18 protein-coding genes and 3 pseudogenes are annotated in these 23,471 nt (G+C 62.4%); 7 read left to right on the top strand and 14 right to left on the bottom strand.

Translation table 11 applies throughout. The features are described 5' to 3' along the window. The first annotated feature begins 13 nt into the window (after positions 1-13). Positions 14-1,816, top strand: a complete 1,803-nt coding sequence (locus GGD40_RS23275; RefSeq protein ID WP_179745236.1) for an NAD(P)/FAD-dependent oxidoreductase — start codon at positions 14-16, stop codon at positions 1,814-1,816. A gap of 77 nt (positions 1,817-1,893) precedes the next feature. Here the strand turns inward: GGD40_RS23275 and GGD40_RS23270 are convergent, their stop codons facing one another. Together GGD40_RS23270 and GGD40_RS23265 are read right to left on the bottom strand one after the other, a co-directional pair. Beyond that, on the bottom strand, positions 1,894-3,261 hold the full coding sequence (locus tag GGD40_RS23270) for a sensor histidine kinase (RefSeq protein WP_179745235.1): 1,368 nt from the start codon (positions 3,259-3,261) through the stop codon (positions 1,894-1,896). Beyond that, complete coding sequence (locus tag GGD40_RS23265; protein ID WP_218901286.1) at positions 3,258-3,980, bottom strand: response regulator; 723 nt, start codon at positions 3,978-3,980, stop codon at positions 3,258-3,260. The genes GGD40_RS23270 and GGD40_RS23265 overlap by 4 nt, the downstream gene beginning before the upstream one ends. A gap of 154 nt (positions 3,981-4,134) precedes the next feature. Between GGD40_RS23265 and GGD40_RS23260 the strand changes: the two genes are divergently transcribed. Next, the gene (locus GGD40_RS23260) at positions 4,135-4,983 is read left to right on the top strand and encodes a MipA/OmpV family protein (RefSeq protein ID WP_179745234.1); all 849 of its coding nucleotides are present in this window, start codon (positions 4,135-4,137) and stop codon (positions 4,981-4,983) included. Positions 4,984-5,059: 76 nt separating this feature from the next. Continuing rightward, positions 5,060-5,410, top strand: coding sequence for a hypothetical protein (locus tag GGD40_RS23255; protein ID WP_184000885.1), 351 nt, complete (start codon positions 5,060-5,062; stop codon positions 5,408-5,410). 22 nt (positions 5,411-5,432) lie between these two features. Here GGD40_RS23255 and GGD40_RS23250 read toward each other — a convergent pair whose 3' ends face one another. Next, positions 5,433-6,332, bottom strand: coding sequence for a LysR family transcriptional regulator (locus tag GGD40_RS23250; RefSeq protein WP_179745233.1), 900 nt, complete (start codon positions 6,330-6,332; stop codon positions 5,433-5,435). 107 nt (positions 6,333-6,439) lie between these two features. Between GGD40_RS23250 and GGD40_RS23245 the strand changes: the two genes are divergently transcribed. Beyond that, positions 6,440-7,435 (top strand): MBL fold metallo-hydrolase, encoded by a 996-nt coding sequence (locus tag GGD40_RS23245; protein WP_179745232.1) that lies wholly within the window; start codon positions 6,440-6,442, stop codon positions 7,433-7,435. After that, positions 7,435-8,154 carry a DsbA family protein gene (locus GGD40_RS23240; RefSeq protein WP_179747021.1) on the top strand — a complete coding sequence of 240 codons (720 nt, stop codon included), beginning with the start codon at positions 7,435-7,437 and terminating at the stop codon, positions 8,152-8,154. Before GGD40_RS23245 ends, GGD40_RS23240 begins: the two co-directional genes overlap by 1 nt. A gap of 91 nt (positions 8,155-8,245) precedes the next feature. Here GGD40_RS23240 and GGD40_RS23235 read toward each other — a convergent pair whose 3' ends face one another. After that, entirely contained in the window at positions 8,246-8,617 is a 372-nt protein-coding gene (locus GGD40_RS23235) for a VOC family protein (protein ID WP_179712689.1), read from the bottom strand. 427 nt (positions 8,618-9,044) lie between these two features. Between GGD40_RS23235 and GGD40_RS23230 the strand changes: the two are divergent. Continuing rightward, positions 9,045-9,764, top strand: a pseudogene (locus tag GGD40_RS23230) (winged helix-turn-helix domain-containing protein); the annotation flags it as partial. Positions 9,765-9,844: 80 nt separating this feature from the next. On the opposite strand, the pseudogene GGD40_RS23225 reads toward GGD40_RS23230, so the two are convergent. After that, positions 9,845-10,366 (bottom strand): annotated as a pseudogene (locus GGD40_RS23225) (GNAT family N-acetyltransferase). 217 nt (positions 10,367-10,583) lie between these two features. On the opposite strand from GGD40_RS23225, the gene GGD40_RS23220 reads away from it, so the two are divergent. Then, the gene (locus tag GGD40_RS23220) at positions 10,584-11,486 is read left to right on the top strand and encodes a LysR family transcriptional regulator (protein ID WP_179745230.1); all 903 of its coding nucleotides are present in this window, start codon (positions 10,584-10,586) and stop codon (positions 11,484-11,486) included. Positions 11,487-11,523: 37 nt separating this feature from the next. Here the strand turns inward: GGD40_RS23220 and GGD40_RS23215 are convergent, their stop codons facing one another. The 9 genes and pseudogenes from GGD40_RS23215 to GGD40_RS23175 form a co-directional block, all read right to left on the bottom strand. After that, complete coding sequence (locus tag GGD40_RS23215) at positions 11,524-12,156, bottom strand: hypothetical protein (protein WP_257030556.1); 633 nt, start codon at positions 12,154-12,156, stop codon at positions 11,524-11,526. A gap of 80 nt (positions 12,157-12,236) precedes the next feature. Then, positions 12,237-12,536, bottom strand: a pseudogene (locus GGD40_RS37245) (DUF6396 domain-containing protein); the annotation flags it as partial. Between the two features lie 506 nt (positions 12,537-13,042). Continuing rightward, complete coding sequence (locus tag GGD40_RS23205; protein WP_221303939.1) at positions 13,043-14,350, bottom strand: SEL1-like repeat protein; 1,308 nt, start codon at positions 14,348-14,350, stop codon at positions 13,043-13,045. Between the two features lie 2 nt (positions 14,351-14,352). Then, entirely contained in the window at positions 14,353-16,311 is a 1,959-nt protein-coding gene (locus GGD40_RS23200; protein WP_179745228.1) for a phospholipase D-like domain-containing protein, read from the bottom strand. 62 nt (positions 16,312-16,373) lie between these two features. After that, on the bottom strand, positions 16,374-19,232 hold the full coding sequence (locus GGD40_RS23195; RefSeq protein WP_179745227.1) for a type VI secretion system Vgr family protein: 2,859 nt from the start codon (positions 19,230-19,232) through the stop codon (positions 16,374-16,376). Positions 19,233-19,460: 228 nt separating this feature from the next. Beyond that, complete coding sequence (locus GGD40_RS23190; protein WP_179745226.1) at positions 19,461-20,300, bottom strand: heme ABC transporter ATP-binding protein; 840 nt, start codon at positions 20,298-20,300, stop codon at positions 19,461-19,463. Positions 20,301-20,331: 31 nt separating this feature from the next. Next, a complete protein-coding gene (locus tag GGD40_RS23185; protein ID WP_179745225.1) occupies positions 20,332-21,465 on the bottom strand; it encodes a FecCD family ABC transporter permease in 1,134 nt (377 codons plus the stop codon). Then, positions 21,465-22,334, bottom strand: coding sequence for a heme/hemin ABC transporter substrate-binding protein (locus GGD40_RS23180; RefSeq protein WP_179747019.1), 870 nt, complete (start codon positions 22,332-22,334; stop codon positions 21,465-21,467). The genes GGD40_RS23185 and GGD40_RS23180 overlap by 1 nt, the downstream gene beginning before the upstream one ends. 35 nt (positions 22,335-22,369) lie before the next feature. After that, positions 22,370-23,446 carry a hemin-degrading factor gene (locus tag GGD40_RS23175; RefSeq protein ID WP_179745224.1) on the bottom strand — a complete coding sequence of 359 codons (1,077 nt, stop codon included), beginning with the start codon at positions 23,444-23,446 and terminating at the stop codon, positions 22,370-22,372. Positions 23,447-23,471: the final 25 nt, after the last annotated feature.

Genomic DNA, 23,471 nt, shown 5'->3' with positions numbered 1-23,471 from the left:
TGGAGGAGCAACCATGCCTGAAAATAACGTCAAACCTACGATATCCGGCGTGCTGGAGACGCTGGAAGGCGCGCTGAAACGCGGCGACGTCGCGGCCGCCGTCGAGCTGTTCCAGCCCGATTGCTACTGGCGCGATCTGGTCGCGTTTACCTGGAATATCAAAACCCTGGAAGGCCGCGAGCAGATCTCCGACATGTTGAGCGCGCAACTCGGCGCGATCAAACCGTCGAATTTCAAGCTCGCGGAGCCTGAACCCGCCACCGACGCGAATGGCGTCACGCAAGGCTGGATCACGTTCGAAACGGAGGCGGCGCGCGGCAGCGGCTTCATTCGTTTGAAGGGCGGCCGCATCTGGACCCTGCTGACCACCATGGCCGAACTCAAAGGCCACGAAGAGCCGAAGGGCGCGAAGCGGCCGATGGGCGCCGAACACGGCGCGCGCCAGAACCGCACGAGCTGGAAGGAAAATCGCGAGGCCGAACTCGACGCGCTCGGCACCTCCACGCAGCCGTATTGCCTGGTTGTCGGCGGCGGGCAGGGCGGTATCGGGCTCGGCGCGCGGCTGCGGCAACTGGGCGTGCCGACCATCATCATCGATAAAAACGAGCGGCCGGGCGACGCCTGGCGCAAGCGCTACAAGACGCTTTGCCTGCACGATCCGGTCTGGTACGACCATATGCCCTACCTGCCGTTTCCGGACAACTGGCCGGTCTTCACGCCGAAAGACAAGATCGGCGACTGGCTCGAGATGTACACGAATGTGATGGAGCTGAACTACTGGGGCGGCACGACCTGCAAGTCCGCCGTGTACGACGAAGCCAAGGGCGTATGGACGGTGGAGGTCGAGCGCGGCGACCGCACGATCGTGTTGCACCCGAAGCAACTGGTGCTCGCGACCGGCATGTCGGGCAAGCCGAATCTGCCGAAGTTCAAGGGCATGGGCGTGTTCAAGGGCGAACAGCACCACTCGTCGCAGCATCCCGGTCCGGACAACTATCGCGGCAAGAAGGTCGTGGTGATCGGCGCGAACAATTCGTCGCACGACATTTGCGCCGCGCTCTGGGAAGCGGGCGTCGATGTGACGATGGTGCAGCGTTCGTCGACCCATATCGTCAAGTCGGATTCGCTGATGGAATTCGCGCTCGGCGATCTGTATTCGGAGCGCGCGGTCGCGGCCGGCATGACGACCGCGAAGGCCGATCTGACCTTCGCGTCGATCCCGTACGCGATTCTTCACGAGTTCCAGATTCCGGTGTTCAACGCGATCCGCGAGCGCGACGCCGAGTTTTACGCCAAGCTGGAAAAAAGCGGTTTCATGCTCGATTTCGGCGACGACGAATCCGGCCTCTTCATGAAGTATCTGCGGCGCGGCTCGGGCTATTACATCGACGTCGGCGCGTCGCAACTGGTGGCCGACGGCAAGATCAAGCTGAAGAGCGGCGTGGACGTGGTCGAGCTGAAAGAGCATTCGGTGTTGCTGAGCGACGGCAGCGAACTCGAAGCGGATGTCGTGGTGTACGCAACGGGTTATGGCTCGATGAACGGCTGGGCCGCCGACCTGATTTCGCGCGAGGTCGCCGACAAGGTGGGCAAGGTATGGGGACTCGGTTCGAACACGACGAAAGACCCGGGGCCATGGGAGGGCGAGCAGCGCAACATGTGGAAGCCCACGCAGCAGCAGGCGCTATGGTTTCACGGCGGCAACCTGCATCAGTCGCGTCATTACTCGCAGTATCTGTCGTTGCAACTCAAAGCGCGCATGGAGGGGATTGCGACGCCGGTGTTCGGGCTGCAGGAGGTGCATCACCTGTCGTAGCGGTGAGCGGGGCGCGGGGGCGTTGTGGAGGGCGGCCCAGCGCCCCGCGCGCCGTACATCGTACGGCAGTCAATCGCTCAAGACATGGCGGGCAACGTCACGTTGACCTCCAAGCCGCCGCCTTGCCGGTTGTTCAGCGAAATATCGCCGCCATGTGCCTGAATCACCGCACGCGCCGACGTCAGCCCCAAACCCATGCCGCCCGTCGAGCGGTTGCGCGACTGTTCGAGGCGGTAAAACGGCGCGAACACTTTTTCGAGCGCATACGACGGAATGCCCGGGCCGTGATCGATCACTTTCAGGTGGATCTGCGTGGCCGAACATTTAAGCTCCAGTTCCGCGCGGTTGCCGTATTTCAACGCATTGTCGACCAGGTTCGCACACGCGCGTCGGAATGAAAACGGCCGTCCGCTGAATGCGAAACGCTCAGGGCCGGCGTAGAAAACCGGCTTGCCCTGATCGCTGTAATCGTCGGCGATGGTGCGCAGCAGGCCCGCGAAATCGAACACGGTCGCCTCTTCGTCCTTGTAGTCGTCGCGAAAGAAAGACAGCGCGGAATCCGCCATGGCCTGCAAATCGTCGACATCGCGGAACAGGCGCTCGCGCTGATCGTCGTCTTCGATAAATTCGCCGCGCAGCCGGATTTTCGTGAGCGGCGTGCGCAGATCGTGCGACATGGCCGCCAGCATCGCGGTACGGTCTTCGACAAACTTGCGCAACTGCGCCTGCAGCGCGTTGAACGCCGCGATCGCGGCGCGCAGTTCGCGCGGTCCCGCTTCGCGCACCGGACCGGAACGCGGATCGCCGCCGAAGCGGCGCAGGTCGTCGGCAAAACGCCGTAACGGCTTCGACAGGTAATACGTGGCCACGACCGAGGCCGCCAGAATGGAGAGCGCCACGAACCCCAGCGCAATCGCGATCTGTGCCGGCCGCGGCAGTCCCCACGCGCGGCGGGTGGCGGTGAATACGAGCCAACTGCCGTCGCTTAGTCCGGCGGCCATGAAGTACGCATGCGGGTCGCGCGTGCGGTCATAGCGCGGCAAGCGGCCGGATAAACCGTCATCCGATCTGAACAGCAACACGGTGCGCGGGTGTCCGTTCGCCGCGAACCACTGCGTCAGTTCCGCGTCAGCGTGGCTCGTCCTGGGCGCCGTGGCGAGCACGGCTGCGGTCGGCGAGTTCGCCGGATACCAGTCAACCGAGGTCGTCGGAATACGTGAAGCGCTGGCCACCGGCTGACGATAGCTGTCGGGTACGGCTTCGACCATCAGGATGATGTCGTTGGCGCGGCCGAGCAGCGCGGTTTCCTCGACCGACGGCCGCGCCCACACGCCCGCGAAGTGATTGAACACCACGCTCAGCAGCAGCACGCCGACAATCGCGGAGCCGACCGTGAGCGCGATACGCCAGCCGATGGTATCGGGCGGCCGCAGGCTGAATTTCATCCGCGCCGCACCGTGGGGGTGAACATGTAGCCGCCGCCGCGCACCGTGCGGATCACGGGCGGCTCTTTTTCGTCGAGATCGAGCTTGCGGCGCAGGCGAGCGACCTGTACGTCGATGCTGCGGTCGTACACCTCGTGCGCCGCGCCGTGCGCGAGATCGAGCAACTGTTCGCGCGACAGCACGCGTTGCGGGTGCTCCGCGAATGCCAGCAGCAGATCGAATTCGGTGCTGGACAGGATCATCAGCGTGTTGTCGGTGGAGCGCAATTCGCGCCGGGCAATATCGAGCCGCCAGCCGGCGAACGACAGCATCGGCCGCGTGCCGGTACTCGCCACCGCGACATCGGACTGCGTCGTGCGGCGCAAAACGGCTTTGACGCGAGCGAGCAATTCGCGCGCGTCGAACGGTTTCACCAGGTAATCGTCCGCGCCGATTTCGAGGCCCACCACGCGATCCACGTGATCGGCCACCGCGGTGAGCATGATCACCGGCACTTTCGACGTGGCGCGCAAACGCCGGCACAGGCTGAAGCCGTCTTCGCCGGGCAGCATGACGTCGAGAATCACCAGGTCGATGGGCCGGCTGTTGAGCATTTCGAAGAGCGTGACGCCGTCGGTCGCGATACTGACCTCGTGGCCATGCCGGCGAAAAAACCCCGTCAATAAGGACCGGATGTCCTCTTCGTCGTCGACCACCAGTACGTGCGGCATATAAGTCATTCCCAAATGCTAATCCCGAACGGCCGTCAATCTATGTCAGCCGTACCCCGTCAATATTTCAGGGCCGACACATTGTATCGGGCTCGAAATATCGCGCACATCATGGCGTCGAATCGCCTGAGTAATCTCGCCGCTTCTGATTGGAGGTTACTGAATGGCGAGTTCGTCGAAATCCACGCGTCGTATTGCCGATGTCGTGAAGAAGGTCCGTTGCCGCGACTACCCGGTGCTGCTGGCCGCCGCGCTGCTGATGAGTTCCCGCTTCGCGTGGGCGGGCGGCGTCGACAGCGAGGCCGATTCCGGCTTCACCGTGCTGAGCAACGCGACCAACGTGACGCACTGGGGCCTGGGCGCCGGCGTGGGCGTGGATGCGTCGCCCTACCGCGGCGATAAGGCGCGCATCACACCGATTCCGCTGTTCTATATCGACAACAAATGGATCAACGCGTACGCCACGCGGCTCGATCTCAAGGTCGGACAATGGAGCGGCGTGACAGTTGCATTGCGCGCCCGCGTGGGGATTCTCGAAGGCTATCGGGCCTCGGATGCGCCGATCCTGAACGGCCTGCCGAATCGCGACAGCCTGACGTTCTGGTACGGCCCGGTGGTGGGCTGGCATACGGCATTCGGCACGCTCACCGGCAGCTACCTGCTGGGCGGCAACAAAGGCCAGCAGGCCAGCCTCGAATTCAAGAAAGCGTTCGAAATGGGGCGCTGGAGCATCGAGCCGCATGCCGACGCCACCTGGTTCGCCGGCAAATACGTCGACTATTACTACGGCGTGACTTCGTCGGAGGCGCGCGCCGGGCGGCCTGCGTATGACGGCAGTGCGACGGTGAACGCGACGATCGGCACACGGGTCGCGTATCAGCTCGCGCCGCGTCAATCGGTGAGTCTCGATCTGCAGGTCACGCACCTCGGCAGCGGGATCGCCGATAGCCCGCTGGTCGGCAAGCGCTTCATTCCCGCCGCGCGCGTCGGGTATCTGTATCAGTTCCAGTAACGTAAATAAAGTCCTGGGTATGCTTGAGCTTGCGCGGCTTTGCGCGGTTCGGTCGTACCCCGGAACGGAGAAGAACATGCTGTTTGCTACGCGTCACACCCGAGTCGTCCGGCGCCGCGCGTCTTGCGAGGCCGCGGAAAGCGACTGCCGTCAAGATCATGATGCCGGGCGCGGTAGAGTGCGCCGTCAGCGGCCTGCGGGCACGTTATCCGGGTCGAGCAACCTCGACGGCTGGAAAACGCAGGGGCGTCTTCACTCGCACGAAGGGGGCACGGCGTCAGGTCACGAGCCCGTCGAGGTCACGAACGTGCTGGACGCGGTTCAGTTGATCGTCGAGTTGCGCGCGCAGTTGCGGGAAAAACAGTCGGAAGTCGACGTGCTGGCCGAAGCGCTCGTCTACGCGCGCGGGTTTAGCCCCGACAATTGAAGCGCCCGTACGTCAAGTTGCCTCACGTCGCCAGATGCGTCGCGAACCAGTCCACCAGAAAATCGATCAGCACACGCAGCGCCGCCGGCATTTGCCGCCGTGAGTTATAGACGCCGTAAATATCGAGCGTTTGCGCTTCGTGACCCGGCAGCAGCCGCACCAGTTGTCCGCTCGCGATCAGCGGCGCTGCCGCGAACACGGGTTGCATCGCAATCCCGGCGCCTTCGCGCGCGGCCGCCAGCAGCGTCATCGAATCGTTCGCGCTGAGATTGCCGCCCACCGCCACGGCCGACGGCTCGCCGCTCGCCGCGTCCTTGAACTTCCACAGACTTTTGCCGAAGTACGAGTAAGTCAGGCAGTTGTGCACGGCCAGTTCCGTGACGTCGCGCGGCGTGCCGTGCGCGGCGAGATACGACGGCGCCGCGCACAGGACCGACGGGCAAATGCCGAGCGGCCGCGCGATCAGGCTGGGGTCGAGTTGCTCGGTGATGCGGATCGCCAGATCGATGCGCTCTTCCACCAGATTCACCGTACGGCCGTCGACCACCAGATCGACGGCGGTGGCGGGATAGCGCTTCAGGAACGCGGTCATCGCCGCGCCGAGCACCTGTTGCGCCAGCACCTGCGCACAGGCCACGCGCAACAGCCCGCGCGGCGTCTCCGCTTCGGGACCGTCGGTCACGGCCATCTGGCCGGCAATCTCGAGCATCTGCCGGCAACGCGCCAAAGCCGCTTCGCCCGCGGAAGTCAGGCTGATACGCCGTGTGCTCCGGTGCAGCAGCCGCGCGCCCGACCACGCCTCCATTTGCGCCAGATAGCGCGTGACCATGGCGCGCGACATGTCCAGACCGTCGGCGGCGGCCGTCAGGCTGCCCCGTTCGGCGATCGTCACGAAAACTTCGGCGGCGGTGATACGGTCCATGATTCGATCGATTCATGCAACAAATATGCGCATGATAAGCGGCTTTTAGATCGATCGAAGAAATTTACAATGGCGGCATTGTTTCAGAACCCGTTATTGGAGAATCCATGTCGCGCTCTTTCCGCTTTTCCCAACTCGGCCAGATCCTGCCCGCCACGCTGCTGAGCGTCGGCCTCGCCGCCCACGCGGCCGGCGCCGCGCCGCTTCATCTCGAGGTCTATAACCCCGGCGACAAGGGCGTGTTTCCGGTGTCGTCGGAAATCGTCACGGGTGCGCATGACGCCGTGCTGATCGACGCGCAGTTCCAGCGCAGCGACGCCGAAGCGTTGGTGAAAAAGCTCAAGGCCAGCGGTAAGACGCTGACCACGGTCTACATCAGCCAGAGCGATCCCGATTACTACTTCGGCCTCGACGTCATTCAGGACGCGTTCCCGCACGCGAAGATCGTCGCGACGCCGCAAACCGTCGCCGCGATCAAAGCGACGATGGACGGCAAGCTCGCGTACTGGGGTCCGGTGCTGAAGGACAATGCGCCGAAGCGTCTCGTGTTGCCCGAAGCGCTGCACGGCGATCGTCTGACGCTGGAAGGCCGGACCCTCGAAATCAAAGGCCTCGCGGGCCCGGCTCCCGAGCGTACGTATCTGTGGATTCCGTCGCTCAAGACGGTGGCGGGCGGCGTGGTGGTCAATAGCGGCGACCACGTGTGGGTTGCGGATACGCAGAGCGAGGCGTCGCGCGCGGCGTGGCTGAGTACGCTCGACGGTATCGTCGCGCTCAAGCCGGCGACGGTCGTGCCCGGACACTTCACCGGCCCGATGCCGACGGGTATCAAGGCAGTGCGCTTCACCGCGGACTATCTGAAGACCTTCGACAGCGCCGCCGCGAAGGCGAAGAATTCGACCGAACTCGTTGACGCGATGAAGCGGGCGTATCCGGACCTGGGCGGCGTGTCGTCGCTCGAGTTGAGCGCGAAGGTCATCAAGGGCGAAATGCAATGGCCGGCGCCGGCGGCGGCGTCGGATAGCAAACCGGCAGCCGCGGGCTCGGCGCCCGCTGCGGGTCAACGCGCGGACGACAAGGCCACCGCGCAAGGAGGTGCATGATGGCGACGCTTCACTACATCTACGATCCGCTGTGTGGCTGGTGCTATGGCGCCGCGCCGCTCGTCGAGGCGGCGCGTGCCGTGCCCGGTCTCTCGCTCGCGTTTCACGGCGGCGGCATGCTCGCGGGTTCGCAGCGCCGTCGCGTGACGCCGCAATGGCGCGACTACGTGATGCCGCACGACCGGCGTATTGCCGACCTGACCGGCCAGCCGTTCGGCGCGGGCTATTTCGACGACCTGTTGCGCGACGAGCACGCCGTGATGGATTCGGAGCCGCCGATTACGGCGGCGTTGGCGGCAGAAGCCGTGGCGGGGCGCGGGCTCGACATGATTCACCGCCAGCAGCGTGCGCACTATGAGGAAGGCAAGCGCATCAGCGACGCTGCCGTGCTGCACGAACTGGCCGTGGAAATCGGCTTGCCGGCAGAGGCGTTTGGCGCGGCGTTCGCGCAGCAGAGCGGAGCGTCGACGCAGCAGCATATCGACGCTAGCCGTCGTCTGCTGGACGACGTGGGTGGCCACGGCTTTCCGACCTTCGCGCTGGAAGATGCGCACGGGCGGGTCGGTGTCGTCGATATTCGCGCGTATCTCGGGCGGCCGGTCGAATGGGCACGCGAGCTTGCGCGCTTGACCGGCGCATCGATCGGGGCTTCGGCGTCCGCTTCGGCTTCATCTGCGGCGGAGAGCGGACCGAGTTGCGATATCGACGGTTGCGCGTGAGCGCAACCTGAGCGCAACGTGAGCGAAACCTGATCGCAACGTTAGCGGAACCGGCCGGGTTCATACGCGGACATCAGGCCGCGACACCCGGTCAATCCGCTTGCGAAAGCTGGAACACGTTGCCTTCGGGATCTTCTCCGTCGCACATCAATTGCGGGAAACCGTCGTAGCGTTTCAGGCCGCGCATCGGCACGCCTGCGCGCGTGAGTGTGTCGTGCAACTCAGCCAGTCCGGACTCCACCGAGAACACTAGCTTCGCATTCGAATGATTCGGTTTGGCCGACAGCTTGCGATACGGCTCGCCGACCCGATGCAGTGCGATCTCGACCGCGCCCGCTTGCAGCACGACCCATTCGTGTTCGATTTCCTCGCTGACGGGCAGCGCGAAATGGGTTTGATAGAAGGACTTCAGCAGCGCGACGTCGTGGACATAAAGAATCAATCTCGACATGTGCAACGGCATGGATCTCTCCGAAGGGCATGGCGCTTCGAACTTCGATAGCACCGCCGGGTGAATGGGATCGGCTAGCAATTCGTGACCGGAAAGCCACCGGCGAAGTTTAAATGCTCCGCGGCGAAGTCACGTTCAATGCGTCGGCGCACTTGCTGGCCGCTGCCTGAAAACACGCTTACCGACGGCTTTCGAGCGACCACCCCACGCCGTACCGCATAGCCCAGCGCGACGCCACGCAAATAATTAGTCATTCAGCGACGGATTCTCTCCGTTCGCTCCGTTCAAGAGATCTGGGCAGCACGTTTGCGTAGGGTTTGCACCTGACTGACGGTTTTGAAAGCGGCGTTGAAAGCCAACTTCAAGATCCGGTCACTGTGAGTCGACCGCCAGCGTGATTGCAAACCCGCTTGCCATCCTGCGCGTCAGACTCCTTGATATGAATGCACAAATACTGGTCGTTGGCGACGATGTCGAACTCGTCGAGGTGCTGACCACCCTGCTGGAACGGGCGGGCATGGCGGTTTCCGTCCTGCGCGACGTGAGTTTGCTGGCGCAAAAGATCGAGCAGACCTCGCCCGATCTGGTCGTGCTCGATCAGATCCGGTTCGGCACCGAAGGTCTGGACGCGCTGAGCAAACTGCGCGCGGCGGGCAACGAGGTGCCGGTGATTCTCACGGCGCGACCCACCGACGTCGACCGCATTATCGGCCTCGAAATGGGCGCGGACGACTGCATCGGCAAACCCTTCAATCCGCGTGAACTACTGGCGCGCGTGCGGGCGGTGCTGCGGCGTTGCAATACGTGCCTGCCAGCTGCCGCGCGGGAAGAAGACCGCGCGATCGTGTTCGGTCCGTTCACGCTGGACCTGCGTTTACGCACCCTGGAGATGGACAGCGGCGCGTTCTTTCTGTCCGCGGCGGAATTCGCGTTGCTGAAGGTGTTCGTCGAGAACCCGATGCGGACGCTGACGCGGGTGCGCCTGCTCGAATTACTGCACGGCTCGGAAGACGAACGGACGGATCGCGGCGTCGACGTGCAGGTGTGGCGGCTGCGGCGGATTCTCGAGGCCGACCCGTCCGCGCCGAGGTTTATCCAGACCGTGCGCAGTCACGGTTATGTGTTCGTGCCGGATGGCGCGCGGCATTCGCCGGTCCGCAAGACGATGGCTCGCGTTTCGAACCGGCGCGCTTCGCTCGCGTCCGCGCAGCGGGACAGTGTGTAGCCCGCGTTAGGCGCTTAGCGCGCGTCGCCGGACGGTGTGTCGGCCAGCAGCGCCCATCGCTCGTGATCGCGCCATTCGCCGTCGATGCGCAGATAGCGCGGCGAATACCCTTCCTTCAGAAAGCCCAACCGGCGCACCAGCGCGATCGACGCCTCATTGCCCGGTTGAATGTTGGCTTCCAGCCGATGCAATCCCATCTCGCCGAACGCATAGCTCGCCGCCGCGCGCACCGCGTCGGTCATCAGGCCTTGGCGCGCGAAAGCCGACATGCCGTAGTAGCCGAGATAAGCGCTCTGAAAAACGCCCGAGACGATCTCGTTGACGTTGATAATGCCGACAATCCCGTTCGACGCCGTTTCCCGCGCGACCAGTCCGACGTTGGGTCCGGTCAGGGTGCGCGAGAATCAACCGTCGAAGCCGGCTTGATCGGTGAAGGAGGCCACCCACGGCAAGTGGTAGTCCTGATTCGCGCGGTTGGCGGCGATCAGATCGGCGGCATCGGCGCGAGTTGCGCGGCTGAGTCGAACGGCGTTCATGGGGCTCCAATCGGCGATGAGCGGGCGCGCTTCAGCCCGGTGTGTAGAGTACGGCGTGCAATGTGCGGAGTGCGGAAAGATAGCGGATAACGCCGCTAAAACAAAGCGCGCGCGCCGAGGATGACCTCGACCGATTGACTATCGCGGATGCGGGCGAGACGATCGGGCTGGGTCCGGTCTGGTCTGGTCGGTTCGGCGTTACCGTGACGGAAGCTCAATGGAAAATCTTCTCAAGAAACTCGATCTCACTTCGCTGCGATTGTTCGTCGCCGTTTGCCAGGAGCGCAATATCGCGCGGGCGGCCGAACGCGAGTTCATCGCGCCGTCGGCAGTGAGCCGGCGCATCGCGGAAATCGAGGCGGTGATCGGCTTGCCGGTGATCCAGCGCCAATCGCGCGGCATTACGGTGACGCCGGTCGGCGAGACGGTGCTGCGCTATGCGCTGGCGATCATCGGCAACATCGAACAGATGAGCGCGGAGTTGTCGCGCTTTTCATCGGGCGCGAAGGGCAGGGTGCGGGTGGTGGCGAATCTGTCGTCGATCGTGCAGTTTCTGCCGGAAGATGTGGCCGCGTTCGGGCGCGCGTTTCCGGAAGTGTCGATCGAACTCGAAGAGGAGAACAGCGCCGAGGTGCTGCGCCTGGTCGCCGAGCATGCGGCGGACTTTGGTATCTGCAATCCGGTGGCGGGCAGCGAAGCGTTCGAGCAGGTGCCGTACCGGCAGGACCGCTTGGCAGTGATGGTGCCGGGCGGTCACCGTCTCGCCGGCATGGCGCGCGTGGCGTTCAACGGTTTGCTCGGCGATAGCTTCGTCGGCCTGCGCAGCGAGAGCGCGTTGACGCAGATGCTCGCGCAGCAGGCGGCCGCGGAGGGCCGGCAACTCGATGTGAAGATCCGTGTGAGCAGTCTGGATGCGTTGTGCCGGATGGTGCACGCGGGGCTCGGTATAGCGATCGTGCCGGAGCGGGTGGGCTTGCTTTATGTGAATGCGCTCGACGTGCGGCTGTTGTCGTTGAGCGATGCGTGGGCGGTGCGTCGGTTGATTGTGATTTTTAAAGTGCGCGAGCAGTTGAGTGCGAGCGCGGCGGCGTTGGTGGGGTTTTTGGGGAGTGGCGAGTAGGGGCGCGATGCGCCAGCCTCTCCCCGTTAGGTACGCGTTAGCGCGCCAGACTTGGGTTCTGCTCAGTCGCGCACGCGCGCAATGACGCAGCGATTGCAGGCTTGTTGAGCTTGTCGAAGATATCGGCCATCTGCGCCTGCGCAACCGGATCACCTTCGCGTGCGGCGCGCCAGCGTAACGACGCGATCATGCTAAGCGTGCTGTCTCCCGGCGTTTCGCCATCGTAGCCCGACTGCGCCTGCAGGATGTCCGCGAGTTTGTTGTATCCGGCCGGCACATGATGTACGAGCAGCCATGCGACGATCGGCGCTGCGCCTTCCCAGTTTTCGTCGTCAAGGTTGCTGCCTACGAGTCGTGCCGCCGCCCTCCAGTATCCGAGCGAGGCGGCTTTCGCGTAGGCCTTGTCCGCGTCGGGGCCGCGCGTTGTGGGCGCTTCGTTGAATGCGGCAACTGCGGCTGGTGAGGCCGGGGCAAGCTCAAGCTTCTTGCAGCGGAATGTGTCGGGTGCATTCTCTGGCAGATTCGCCCAACGTGACTGATCTTTGAGCGCGTGGTCGAGCGTAGGTCCAATGTCCTTCTCTTTCAACGTTGCGAATACCCAGTCGGTGCGTAGATGCTGGTTCTTCTGCCAGTCGCTATCCGCACGGGCATGCTGTGCGGCGACGATCACGGGTAGGGCGGCGAGACAGCAGATCAGACGGGTGGTCCAGTGGGCCTGGATACGTGGGTTTCTGGGCATTTGTTTATCCGCTATGTTGATGGTTTTCGATTCGGCGGCAGGCCGGTTGAAGGGGCGAGGTGCTTTGCTTGGGCAAGCTCGTCGATGAGTTCGTCGGAGGGCTTTTGTGGTGGTACTGCCGCGTCTTGTTCTTTTTGCCACTGGAACGTGCCGTCCCACGAAGGCAATTTCGCAGGCGGAAGCGGTACGATCTTGTCGATGTCGGGGACCTTGGGGTTGCGTTCGTCATTGCTGGTTAAAAACTTCCAGGTCAACTCGTACCGCTGCGACCGCTCGGGGTCGTTGGGTAGAGAGATGTAATCCAACTGGTCCGGTTCTGCAGAAACCTCGCGTACTGGAAGAGAACATCGGCCTTTGGGTCGAGCGGCGGAAGATGATCGGACTCATGCGCGCACGTGAACACGAGATTGGCCCGTACTTCGCTCATGTCAGGTAGCCGGGCCACCGGAGTTTCCCTTTTCGCACAGGCGCATGCGAGAACCACGAGCGAAACGATCAGGAAGTGTTTGTTCATCGAACTGTCTTTGATTGGACGTGCGTTGCTATGCTCGCGTCTGGCAGCAGATACACAGATCATTGCTCAATGCAACACGTCGGCTGTCGAGACCGGCGGCCATTACCCGCGGGCCGTCGCACTGGATCATGCCGGCCGAGTGATATGCAGGACACATCGCATCGTTGCCTTCATACGCAATCTGCCGGTCGTCAGGCCCAAGCGTGGTTGACGGGGCAAGCATCGTACCGTTTGTTGTCTTGTCGCCGATCCGGATCATGTGGCATTCCATGGCAGCTAATGGTTCCGCTCCCGTACGATGGCTCAGGTTTGGTCGAGGTATCCGACAAGTTGCCACTGGACTTTTGTCATCTGCTGGCGCGGTTCCAATATCTGATCCAGTAACGCGAGCTTGCGCGACTCATACACGACCAGGGAGGGCAGCACATCGCCCTTAAGGAAGCGTCGCTGCGCATCGCCTGTCTGGCCTTTGCCGAGCTTTGCGCACCAGACGCCGTCTTCAGGGCACGATTCACCAGTGGCGGCAACTATTCCGATCGGTAGGCGAGCAGCAATTGTCGCGGGTTGATCCTCTGCGGAAGTCTTGGTGGACGCGCCAGTCAGTGGAAGGCCAGTCGCCGGGTCGAGGTGCTTTGCTTTAGCAAGCTCATCGATGAGGTCGTCGGAGGGCTTCTGCGGTGGCACAGCTGCGTCCTGTTCTTTTTGCCACTGGAAGGTGCCGTCCCACGAAGGCAATTTCGCAGGCGGAAGCGGTACGATCTTGTCGATGTCGGGGACCTTGGGGTTGCGTCCGTCATTGCTGTCTATGAGCTTGCCGATGAGGTTGTACCGTCGTGCCCGTTCGGGGTCGGGCGTCATTCCGAGATAGCTTGACCGGTCACCCTTTGACGTCGCGAGAAAGCCCATTTCGAGCGAAAATGCTCCTTGAGTGTTCCCTGCCGACGCGGCTTTCTGAAAGGCAGTCAATGCTTCGTTATACTTTTGAGCGATTCGCAAACCGATGCCCAGATAGTTCGCTGCTTCGCCATGTCCCTGGTCCGCGGCGCACTGGAACATTTGAAGCGCAATATCCGGTGCCATGTCAGCTGGATCGAGCAAATTCCCGACGAAGTACTGTGCGTCGGCGTTTCCTAAGTCTGCCGCCTTACGAATATAGCGTCGAGCGGCCTCCTCATCGCGCTGAAGCCCATAGCCAGTTAGCAGGTAGTGACCGATATCGTAATAGCCGCTCGGCACGCGAGCCTTGATTAGTTGCTCGGCGAGGTCGATGCTTTCTGCTTCGGGATCGGGCGACGAAGCTAATCCTGACGAGATCAGGATCTGCAGATTGTGGTTCGCCTTGTAGTGACCGTACGCGGCCGCGATACGGTAGTAGCGGGCGACATCATTGAAGTCCTTCGACCCATCTTTCTTTTCAAGATATCGGCCGTACTCAAATAGCTTGTCTGCCTCGAGATCAAGGGGCGGCAAATGATCCGCTTCGTGGGTGCATGTGAAAGCAAGATTTAAGCGCACAGCGCTGACGTCGGGCAACGGGTTCATAGCATTTTCATTCTTCGAACAGGCGGACAGGACGCACACAAAGGACAAAACAACGAGAGTTCTGCGCATGGTCAGTCAAGCGTGCTTCGCTTTGTTGTATTGGTGAGAAATCCAACAAGCGACGCTACTGGAGGTTCATTTTTCAAGTTGCGAAGTTTCCTGTTTGTGTCGATCAAAGACGTCCACGCCTTAAATGCCTCTGTGATGTCGTCCCCAACGGCTCGTGCGTATGTTGCGCCGGCATTGCCTCTTGTAGCCTGATGCTCTGACGGGCCCGGCTTTGTATGAAGGCTCCAGAGCCGCTTGCGAAGCGCCTTTGTCACATCACCGTGCTCGTGGCAAATATTCAGTTCGCTGTCAACCTCCATGCTGCGCGTGTTGATATTTGCCGAGCCATGGGTAAGGAACGCGTCGTCAATTATCATGATCTTGCTGTGAACGTATGTGTCCATCCAGGCCGCTGCGGTGGAGTCCGGTGCAACCAGTGTACAGATAAGCACTTTCAGGCCAGCTATGGCCGATGGGATGAGTGCGTTTTCTTCATTTTCTTTGATTCGCTGGTTTACATCATTGAGCTTCTGCTGAGCGATCTTTTCCTGTGCCACGTTGTGGGCCTGCAGTTTTGCGCGATCTTCCGGCGTCAATGCCCCAGACATATACATGTTACTGTCGTCTTGTTTCAGGGCGTACAGTTGTGTCTCCAGTTGCCCCTGCTGCACCGAAAGCGCATCGCCCCGTTGTAACTTCGTCACATTCGGCATGGTGTCGGCACGCCCAAGCGACTCCATCATGCGATAAGTGGATACCTGCCCCTTGTCTAGGCCATCCTCGCTGGAATTGGTCACCACGAACAGGTAAAGTGACCCATCTTTGCCGGTATTCCGTCCCCACTGAAGCTGTCTGTTTACCGCGGCCTTGATGTTGTCGACCAAGGGCGGCCAGCGGAAGTACTGGTTCTCGATGTAGATAAAGCTACTCGCATTATTCGTGGTTTGCTGGTACATCGCCTTAATATCCCGACGATGTTCCTGTGATTGAGTGCGATTGATCTGCGCCATCACCAGCGTGCCTTTGTCCGGGCGCGATGTCAGTCTGGAAGCGAGCGCCTTGCGCGGAGTAAGCAAGTCAACATCCGTACTGCGTTTCCAGGCGGTACAGAAATTCCGGTTCAGATGCTCAAGGATAGGTCCCGTGACAAGAGCGGACATGTCCTGACGCGGCGTCGCACCGTTGCGGCCGAAGCGTGGGTGCATGCGAGCAAAAGAATGAGCATCGTTGTCCCAATAGGCATCGAGCGTGTTGTGGCCCATCACGAAACCCACCGAGTGTTCCGGTGCCTCGTAGTCCACCAATACCATTTTTTGGTGATGTGAAGGTTCCTGACTGAAGCTCAGGATGATTGCCTCTTCGTTTAGGGCTTTGTCGGACCGGGACGTGAGTTCACGATAGGCGATCTTCAGGCGATCCGTGAACGAAAAATCACGTGTGGCCATCTCGATTCCCGGTAGCGTCTGCAGCGCCGCGCCTGCCGGTTTTGGCATAGTGGGTGTCACGCCGGCCTTGAACTGCGCGCGCCGTTCTGCGGCGGCGCGGTTCCGCTCATTTTCGAGCGTTGGGCCGTATATCGTTCCGCGCGCCCGGCTGTACCACGCGCGGTCATATTCTTCCTCTGTGTTGTTTTCGTTCTGGAACACTCGGCTCCTTATCCAGCTTAGACCCGGTGTCGAGTTTTCGGTGGTTTGCGCCACTGCCCAGAAGTCGGCCCAGCACAGGATTCTCACCCTGACGCCTTCCAGCCCCTTCTTGATCAACAGATCACCGATGTTGAGTGAAGCGCCACCATCGTTGCGCTTAAAATACATCGACGGTTGGAAGCCCCAACAGATAATATCGACGCTATACCTTGCAGCCATAATGGCGTCGTACACTGCACCAAATGCTTCCTCTCCGTTCACCAACGGCTTGTAGGAGCAAGGTACCGGATGAAACTCAGCGGGACCTTCATCCGTCATATCGACGAACCACGGCATGCATGTCGATGCGTTCGATGTCTGATTGAGTGCAAGCGGAGTGGTAATGGACGAGGGCGCAGTCAAGCGTCGTCTCCCGAATTGGGGTTAAGGAGATCGTTATATCGTTGGCGATGCTGGGCTCGATCTCCTGGCTGTGTGATGTCCGTTGCGGCGCTGTTCTCATGAAACTGAAATCCCTGATTCGCCAACGCGCCATTGGCCGCGTCCCGGTACTCGCCCGGAACCGGAATCTCATGCTTCACGCCGTTTGCCATCACCAGCGTGTACTTCTGCGTTGTCACCTGGTGATCGATCGGTAACTGCCCGGTCTTATCGAATACTCCCTGTTTCACCAACGCACCGTCCGCAAACAACCTATACGGCATCCCAGCAGGAACCACGCTGGTCGCCGACGGCGACGCGAAGGTATTCAGCATCAACCTCCTAGTCGGCATGTCCTTGAACGTCGGATTAGTCACATCCATCCGCGTTGGCCCACTGAACGCATGCTGCGCACCCTTGATGTCGATCTTCCCCGGCGCATGAATCTCGATGTTGCCGTCCTTCATGCGGATATACGCGCCTACCGCGGTCAACAGAATTTCCTGCTGTGCCGCGGCCTGCACATTCTCCGTCGCTGAGACGAGTAGGAGCGACTTCTGCGCGGTCACTTCAATGTTGTCCGCATGAGCCTGCACCTCTACTTTCCCTTTCGCTGCGAACAGCTTCATCCCCGCGTTCTGCGCAAATAGACTGAGCGTGTTCGTGATGCTCGCAACCAGCGACTTTCCGGTCGCAATGTGCGTGCTTTGCCCACTTACAAGATTGATGTGGCGGCTGGTCGAAACTTGAGCCGATTTCTGTGTCGATAGCGCGATACCGGAAGGCGAGGCGAACAGCATGACCGGTTGGCTGAATGCATTCGCGGTGCCGGTTCCGCCGCCGGCCGTGTTGCCGCCGGTGCTCGTGGCGCCAGACTCGCTGTGCTGTGTCGCGTTGGTGAAGGCCTTCAGGGAATCGTGCCCATCTTTCAGGCTCCCGGCCGTGGATGCCTCGCTCGCTTGCGACCTTGCGTCAACCAGGCTCTGAGCACTGGTGAGCTGATTGTTCGCTATGCTTACATCCAGCGGCTGGCTGGTAACCGGATGAGTCGACACATAAAGCCCGCGACCCGCCCGCAGCGCACCATAAGCCTCCGAACTCAGGTCGAACCCGCTGCCCAGGTAGGCGCCACGCGTATTACCGGTATGGTTGATCAGGTAGCCAAGATGCAACTGCGCATGGGTGCTGCTGCTATAGACTTGGACCCGGTTCTGCGCCGTAGAGTCATCCATTACCATCTGGTTGAAGCCAGCACCAGAAAACTCTTTCGACCGATAGCCCGACAACAACCCGTTCGAATGCCATTGCGGTCTCGCCGCCCCGTTATAGACGCGATGAAGGGCGATCGGCCGGTCGATATCGTTGCCGATGTGGCCGATCAGCAATTCTTCACCCGCGCGTGGCATGTGAACGCCGCCGTAGCCGCTGCCCGTATCCGACTGCGTGACACGCACCCAGCACGACGCACGTTCGTCACCCTCGTTAAGCCGATCCCAGATGAACAGCACCTTCACCCGGTTCAGATCATCGGTGTAGGCCTCTTGTCCTGCCGGACCGGCGACGATCGCCGACTCCAGTTTCGCATCGGGCTTACGGTGCTCGAACGGGCTGCGATAGGGGACTGTCGTACGTTGAGCTTCGATCACAACGCGATAGAACCCGGTCGAGCCATCGTCATACGGGATGTTGAACAGCTTTGCGGGATCGTCGGCGCGCGCCAGCGCGAGTTCATCGTGCAGGCTATGCGGATAATTCGACTCGTGCCCGGAGAGCGGGAGATTGTTCTCGATGACCCACTCGACCTCGATAGTCGCGAATTCGCGCTGGCTATCGGCGTCCTGATCGTGTAACGGATGACCGGCTATCGTGAAGCGCCGTCCCGCATCGATCCGGCGCAGGCCGGCGATGCCGTGAAAGCGCTTCGCCCTCGATTCCCATTCCTCCATGCGGATTTTGGACAGATGGTCGCCGCGCTCCTGCAACGGATATGTGTAGCCGCCGGTGTATTCGTAGACTTCTGTCTGCGCGGGCAATGCGCCCTGATTGGCCATCGTCGGGATCGACGTGCCTTTGGGATTAAACACGGTCGACGGATTCTTATAGTCGAAGGTGCGTGTCGACAGCAAGGCGGATTGCAGCGTGCGCGTGCCTGACCATTGCGTTAGCGCATTGGCCTCGCTGCCTGTCCCGGCGCGGTAAAAATTTACCGCTTCCGGCGAAAGCGGTTCGAGCGTTTCAAGGCGATCGGTAATCACCAGCGTATGCGATTTACCATCCGCGGCTTGCTGCCAGATGCCGTATAGCCCTTCCGACTCAAGCAACCGGTGCACGAAGTTCCAGTCGCTGTCGCCCTGTCGGCAATATGAGCGCGACGGCAGTGGCTGCGACAGCGCGAAGCGGAACATGCCCTGCGCTTGGGGATGCTGGTTAAACACGTCCGAGATGATTTCGTCGGCGCTTTTGTCCTGCCAGTGCCGCTGGTCGCGGCGAAATCTCAGGAAGTGCAGCCACGAAGCGAAGACGAGTTGATAACCGGTCAGGCCGCCATCGGCCCCGAGCCTGCGTGCAGTGTGCACGTAGCCGTGATGCGGCAGATAAGACCCGTCGGTCTGCTGTATCCAGAGTGTAACGGCTTGGGCGATCAGCGTTTTGAGTTCGACGTCGCCCGACGTGGACACGCAGTCGACCATGAAAAGGTAATCGCGGCCTATGCGCGAGCGCGCGGCGACCCGATGCGGCAGCAGGGCGTTAGCGCCGGCAGGCGTGTCCAGTTTGAGAAGCCGGTCCTGCTGGGACAGTCCGCCCGTTATCATTCCGCTCATTCCCCGCGCATCCATGAAATCCCTATTAATATCTTCGAGAATAACGGGGATTTTACGTATGACGATTATGTGAAGGCAATTGAAAAATGATCAGGAGTTGCAAGTTGGGAAATTGCTTATGCGGATTGGGTTTGATTATTTATATTGTTCCAAATAGCTTTCAAAAATACTTGCTTTGGTAACCGGCATCTGTGCCCGGAGAGTCGCCGCGGCGGCGAACGCTCAATTCGAGGCTCAAAAACCTCAAGCCGGCACCGCCACCGGCGCCGACCCATCTCCCGCATCCAGCATCCGCACCGCGAACCCGAAGCATCGCTCGATCAACGCCGGCTGCATGATCTCCCGCGGCGTGCCTTGCGCGATGATCGTGCCGTCCGCCAGCAACGCGATTGCATCGGCATAACGGGCGGCCAGATTCGGATCATGCACGATAGCCAGCGCGCCGATTCGCCAACGGCGCGTCAATGCCCTGACGGTCTCCAGCAAGCGATGCTGATGTGCCAGGTCCAACGCGGCAGTCGGCTCATCGAGCAGCAGATAGCGGGTCGGTTGATCCGATGTGCCACGAGCGTCGCCGGCGTCATCGTCTTGCGGCCAGATCTGCGCCAGCACGCGGGCAAACTGCACCCTCGCCAACTCGCCGCCGGACAGTGTGGTGATGTCGCGGCCCGTGAGCGTGTCAGCACCCGCTAGTGTCAACGCTTCGTCGACGATCCGCCGATCGTTGCGCGACACAGCGCCGCTCGCCGCATGCGGATAGCGTCCGAGCAACACGATCTCCTCGACCGTGAACGGAAACACCGGGTTCGAAGCTTGCGGCAACACCGCGCGCAAGCGCGCAAGACGCTTCGACGACATACGGTCCAGCGACTCGCCATTGAGCGTCGTCGTGCCGCTCAACTGCGGCGGCCGCGTCGAACCGCCGCCATGAAACTCGCCTGCCAGCGCTTTCAGCAACGTGCTCTTGCCGGCCCCGTTACAGCCGAGCAGCGTAGTCAGGCAACCGGGCTTAACCGTCAGCGAAAGATCGCGCAGAATCGGCCGGTCGCCGCGGGTGATCGAGAGATGGCTGGTCATGAGCATCGGATGCTCTCCGTCAGGAAGTCTGGATCGCTCACAGACCGAGTTGACTGCGGCTGCGCCACAGCAACGCGAGAAAGAAGGGCGCACCGATCAGTGCGGTCAGAATGCCGAGCGGCACTTCGGCCGGCGCGGCAACGGTGCGTGCCGCGAGATCGGCGAGCACGGTCAGCGTGGCGCCGAGCAGTATCGCGCCGGGCATCACCACACGCTGATCGGGACCGCAGGCGAGCCTCACGCAATGCGGGGCGACGAGACCGATAAAACCGATCACGCCGGTACACGACACCAGCGCGCCGACGCCCAACGCCGACGCCACCAGCACCGTGCGTTTGACCGCCTGAGCGGGCACGCCTAGATGCTGCGCCTCGGTTTCGCCGAGTTGCAGCGCGTTCAGCGCGTGGCTGTTGCGCGCGATCACCAGCGCGCCGGTCACGACGAAGGGCGCGACTGCGCCGAGCACCGGCCACTGTGCGCCGCCGAGACTGCCGAGGCTCCAGAAGGTCAGCGAACGCAATTGCGCGTCGTCGGCGAGATAGGTGAGCAGGCCGATCGCGGCGCCGGCCAGCGCATTGATCGCGATGCCGGCGAGCAGCAGCAGCGGCAGCGCGAGCCGGCCGCGCGCGGCGGCAAGCCGGTAGACGAGCGCCGCCACGGTCAGCGCGCCGAGAAACGCGGCGGCCGGCAGCCACACGAGACTCAAGGCGCCGATCATCGGACCGAGCACGATCAGCGTGGAGGCGCCCAACGCCGCGCCGCTCGAAATGCCGATCAACCCAGGATCGGCGAGCGGGTTGCGAAACAGCGCCTGCAGCGCGCTGCCCGCCGAGCCGAAGCCCGCGCCGACCAGCAGCGCCAGCACGACGCGGGGCAAACGGATTTGCAGCAGGACCGCGCGCGCCTGTTGAAGCGCCGGATCGTTGGCCAGGTCGGCGGGTGTCGCGAGCAACGCGGACCACACCAGCGCGGGGCTGATGCGATACGCGCCGATGCAGATCGCCGCGAGCGTAGCCAGACCGAGCGCGACGGCTAGCGCGCCCAGTAGCAGACGGGCGGTGCGTCGCCGCCGCTCGGCCAGCGTGGCCGACTTCGGCGGATAACGGCCTGACGGCGCTGGCCCTTGCACCGGCCCTTGCCCCGACGCTGACGCCACGAGGTCCGTCTCCATCACGCCTCCTGCAGATTCTGGTTCAGCGTGGTCACCGCACCAGGCAGGCGCGGGCCGAAGCCGAGCAGGAACAAGGCGTCGAGCGCGACGACGCGCTTGTTCTGTCCCGCGGGCGTCGCCGCGAAGCCGGGGCTCGCCAGCATCGCCGTTGCGCCGCCGACCGCGCTCAGGCCTTCGTCGGTGGTCAGGATCAGATCGGGCGCGGCGCTCACCAGCGCTTCGGCCGACAGCGGCCGATAACCGTTGAAGCCCTGCATCGCGTTACGCGCGCCGGCATAGGTGAGCATCGCGTCAGCGGCGGTGTGCTGGCCGGCGACCATCGCGCTGTTGCCCGTGTGATTCAGCACGAACAGCACGCGCGGCGGCTGCGCGCGGCGCGCGAGCGGGGAGGCCGCAACAGCCTCGCGCGCACGCTGCCATTCGCCGTCGAAGCGCGTCAGCAGCGCGTCGCCCTGCGGCTTCGCGTCGAGCGCCTTGGCGATGCCGGTGATCTTGTCGCGCACGCTGTCCACGTCGTGCTGTTCCGCGAACGATACGACCGACACGCCCGCCTGTTTGACCTGCGTGAGCACGTTGGGCGGCCCGGCTTCGGCCGAGGCGAGGATCAGATCGGGCCGCAACGACAGCAAGCCTTCCGCCGACAACGCGCGCTGATAGCCGACCTTCGGCAACGCGCGTGCCGCAGCCGGATAGCTGCAGGTCGTATCCGCGCCGACCAGCACGCTGGCCGTGCTGGTCGCGTTGCCTTGTGCGCCGAGCGCGTAAATGATCTCGGCGAGCGCGCCGCCGACCACGATCACGCGGCGCGGCGGCTGCGCGAACGCGCGCGGCGCCAATGCGCCGAGCAACAGCGCGCCGCCGCCGAGCATCAGGCGGCGCCGCTGCCCGTTCAGGCGGGCCGCGTTCACGCTGCCGCTCCGGCTTCGAGAGGCGCGATGCCGTCGATCAGTTCGCGCCAGCCGGCGAGTTCCGGCTGACCCGGTTTGCGCGCGCCGAACAGCATCGCGATGTTCTCGCCGTTCGCGTCGAACAGTTCGAGCGAGGTGACGATGCCGTCGCTGGTCGGCTTGCGCACGACCCACGCGCTGGCGATCAGATCGCCACGCAGATGCAGATTGAAGCCCGGATCGAGCACGTTGACCCACGGGCCCATCATGCGGATATTGCTGACCGGTCCGGTGTGAATCTGGATCATGCCGCGATTGCCGACGAACACCATGATCGGCAGCGTGGTCTGCGCGGCGCGTTCGAGCAGGCCTTGCAGCGCGTCGTTGGCGACCGGGTAGGCGTAGCGGCGTTCGGCGAGCCGCAAGGCCTGGGTGCGGGCGAGGCCGAACTTGCGCAGCATGCCGAAGAACTGGTGCGTGTCCGTCATCGCGTCCCACGCGCCATGAAACGCGGCGACGTCGATATCGCCGTCCAGATTCAAAGCGGGCGGCGCGGACGCTTCTTCCGTTGCAAGGCCCGGCGCCTGGTCGCGCATTTGCCAGCGTTCGACGAAGGCGTCGAACGCTTCGTGATTGCTGTGCTCGCGCAGAAAAATCTTGTGGACCGCATGACCTTGCCTGTCGAAGAATTGCAGGCTTTTTTGCACGCCCTGCGCGGTGGTTTCGCGCACCGCGAAACCCGAGGCCCACGCGTGATAGAACACCCGCAGATCGATCGCGCTGCCGAGCACGAGGCCGACGGTGCCGTCGTGACTCATGTCTTCGAAGACGCCGTCTTTCTCGTGCACGGCGGCCTCGTTACGCGTGAGCGCCATCACGGCACCCAGTAGCGGCATCTGTTCGTACAGCTCGACGAAGTTCGGCTCGAGCCGCACCACGTGTTCGCCGACGAACGCCGCGAGCGCTTCGCCTTCGCTAATGCCGAGCGCGTGCGCGGCCTCACGGTTGCGCAGTTTCTGCGCGGCTTTCACAGTTTGAAAATCGTGACGCAGTTGAGTCAATGCAGCTACATCGTGACGGGCGGAATTCAGCATGATAAGTGCCTCGCAATGCCGTACA

The organism is Paraburkholderia bryophila (genome assembly GCF_013409255.1).
Taxonomy (GTDB): Bacteria; Pseudomonadota; Gammaproteobacteria; order Burkholderiales; family Burkholderiaceae; genus Paraburkholderia.
The sequence above is the reverse complement of the archived record's forward strand: the minus strand, read 5'-3'. Positions and strand labels throughout refer to the sequence as shown.

Excerpts from the sequence above, each read along its gene's own strand:
- GGD40_RS23180 (WP_179747019.1), bottom strand. The coding sequence starts at position 22,334 with ATGCTCGGCGGCGGCGCGCTGTTGCTCGGCGCATTGGCGCCGCGCGCG.
- GGD40_RS23260 (WP_179745234.1), top strand. The coding sequence starts at position 4,135 with ATGGCGAGTTCGTCGAAATCCACGCGTCGTATTGCCGATGTCGTGAAG.
- GGD40_RS23190 (WP_179745226.1), bottom strand. The coding sequence starts at position 20,300 with ATGCTCATGACCAGCCATCTCTCGATCACCCGCGGCGACCGGCCGATT.
- GGD40_RS23245 (WP_179745232.1), top strand. The coding sequence starts at position 6,440 with ATGTCGCGCTCTTTCCGCTTTTCCCAACTCGGCCAGATCCTGCCCGCC.
- GGD40_RS23250 (WP_179745233.1), bottom strand. The coding sequence starts at position 6,332 with ATGGACCGTATCACCGCCGCCGAAGTTTTCGTGACGATCGCCGAACGG.
- GGD40_RS23255 (WP_184000885.1), top strand. The coding sequence starts at position 5,060 with ATGCTGTTTGCTACGCGTCACACCCGAGTCGTCCGGCGCCGCGCGTCT.
- GGD40_RS23200 (WP_179745228.1), bottom strand. The coding sequence starts at position 16,311 with ATGCCGTGGTTCGTCGATATGACGGATGAAGGTCCCGCTGAGTTTCAT.
- GGD40_RS23205 (WP_221303939.1), bottom strand. The coding sequence starts at position 14,350 with ATGCGCAGAACTCTCGTTGTTTTGTCCTTTGTGTGCGTCCTGTCCGCC.
- GGD40_RS23195 (WP_179745227.1), bottom strand. The coding sequence starts at position 19,232 with ATGGATGCGCGGGGAATGAGCGGAATGATAACGGGCGGACTGTCCCAG.
- GGD40_RS23235 (WP_179712689.1), bottom strand. The coding sequence starts at position 8,617 with ATGCCGTTGCACATGTCGAGATTGATTCTTTATGTCCACGACGTCGCG.
- GGD40_RS23240 (WP_179747021.1), top strand. The coding sequence starts at position 7,435 with ATGGCGACGCTTCACTACATCTACGATCCGCTGTGTGGCTGGTGCTAT.
- GGD40_RS23275 (WP_179745236.1), top strand. The coding sequence starts at position 14 with ATGCCTGAAAATAACGTCAAACCTACGATATCCGGCGTGCTGGAGACG.
- GGD40_RS23175 (WP_179745224.1), bottom strand. The coding sequence starts at position 23,446 with ATGCTGAATTCCGCCCGTCACGATGTAGCTGCATTGACTCAACTGCGT.
- GGD40_RS23270 (WP_179745235.1), bottom strand. The coding sequence starts at position 3,261 with ATGAAATTCAGCCTGCGGCCGCCCGATACCATCGGCTGGCGTATCGCG.
- GGD40_RS23265 (WP_218901286.1), bottom strand. The coding sequence starts at position 3,980 with ATGACTTATATGCCGCACGTACTGGTGGTCGACGACGAAGAGGACATC.
- GGD40_RS23185 (WP_179745225.1), bottom strand. The coding sequence starts at position 21,465 with ATGGAGACGGACCTCGTGGCGTCAGCGTCGGGGCAAGGGCCGGTGCAA.
- GGD40_RS23220 (WP_179745230.1), top strand. The coding sequence starts at position 10,584 with ATGGAAAATCTTCTCAAGAAACTCGATCTCACTTCGCTGCGATTGTTC.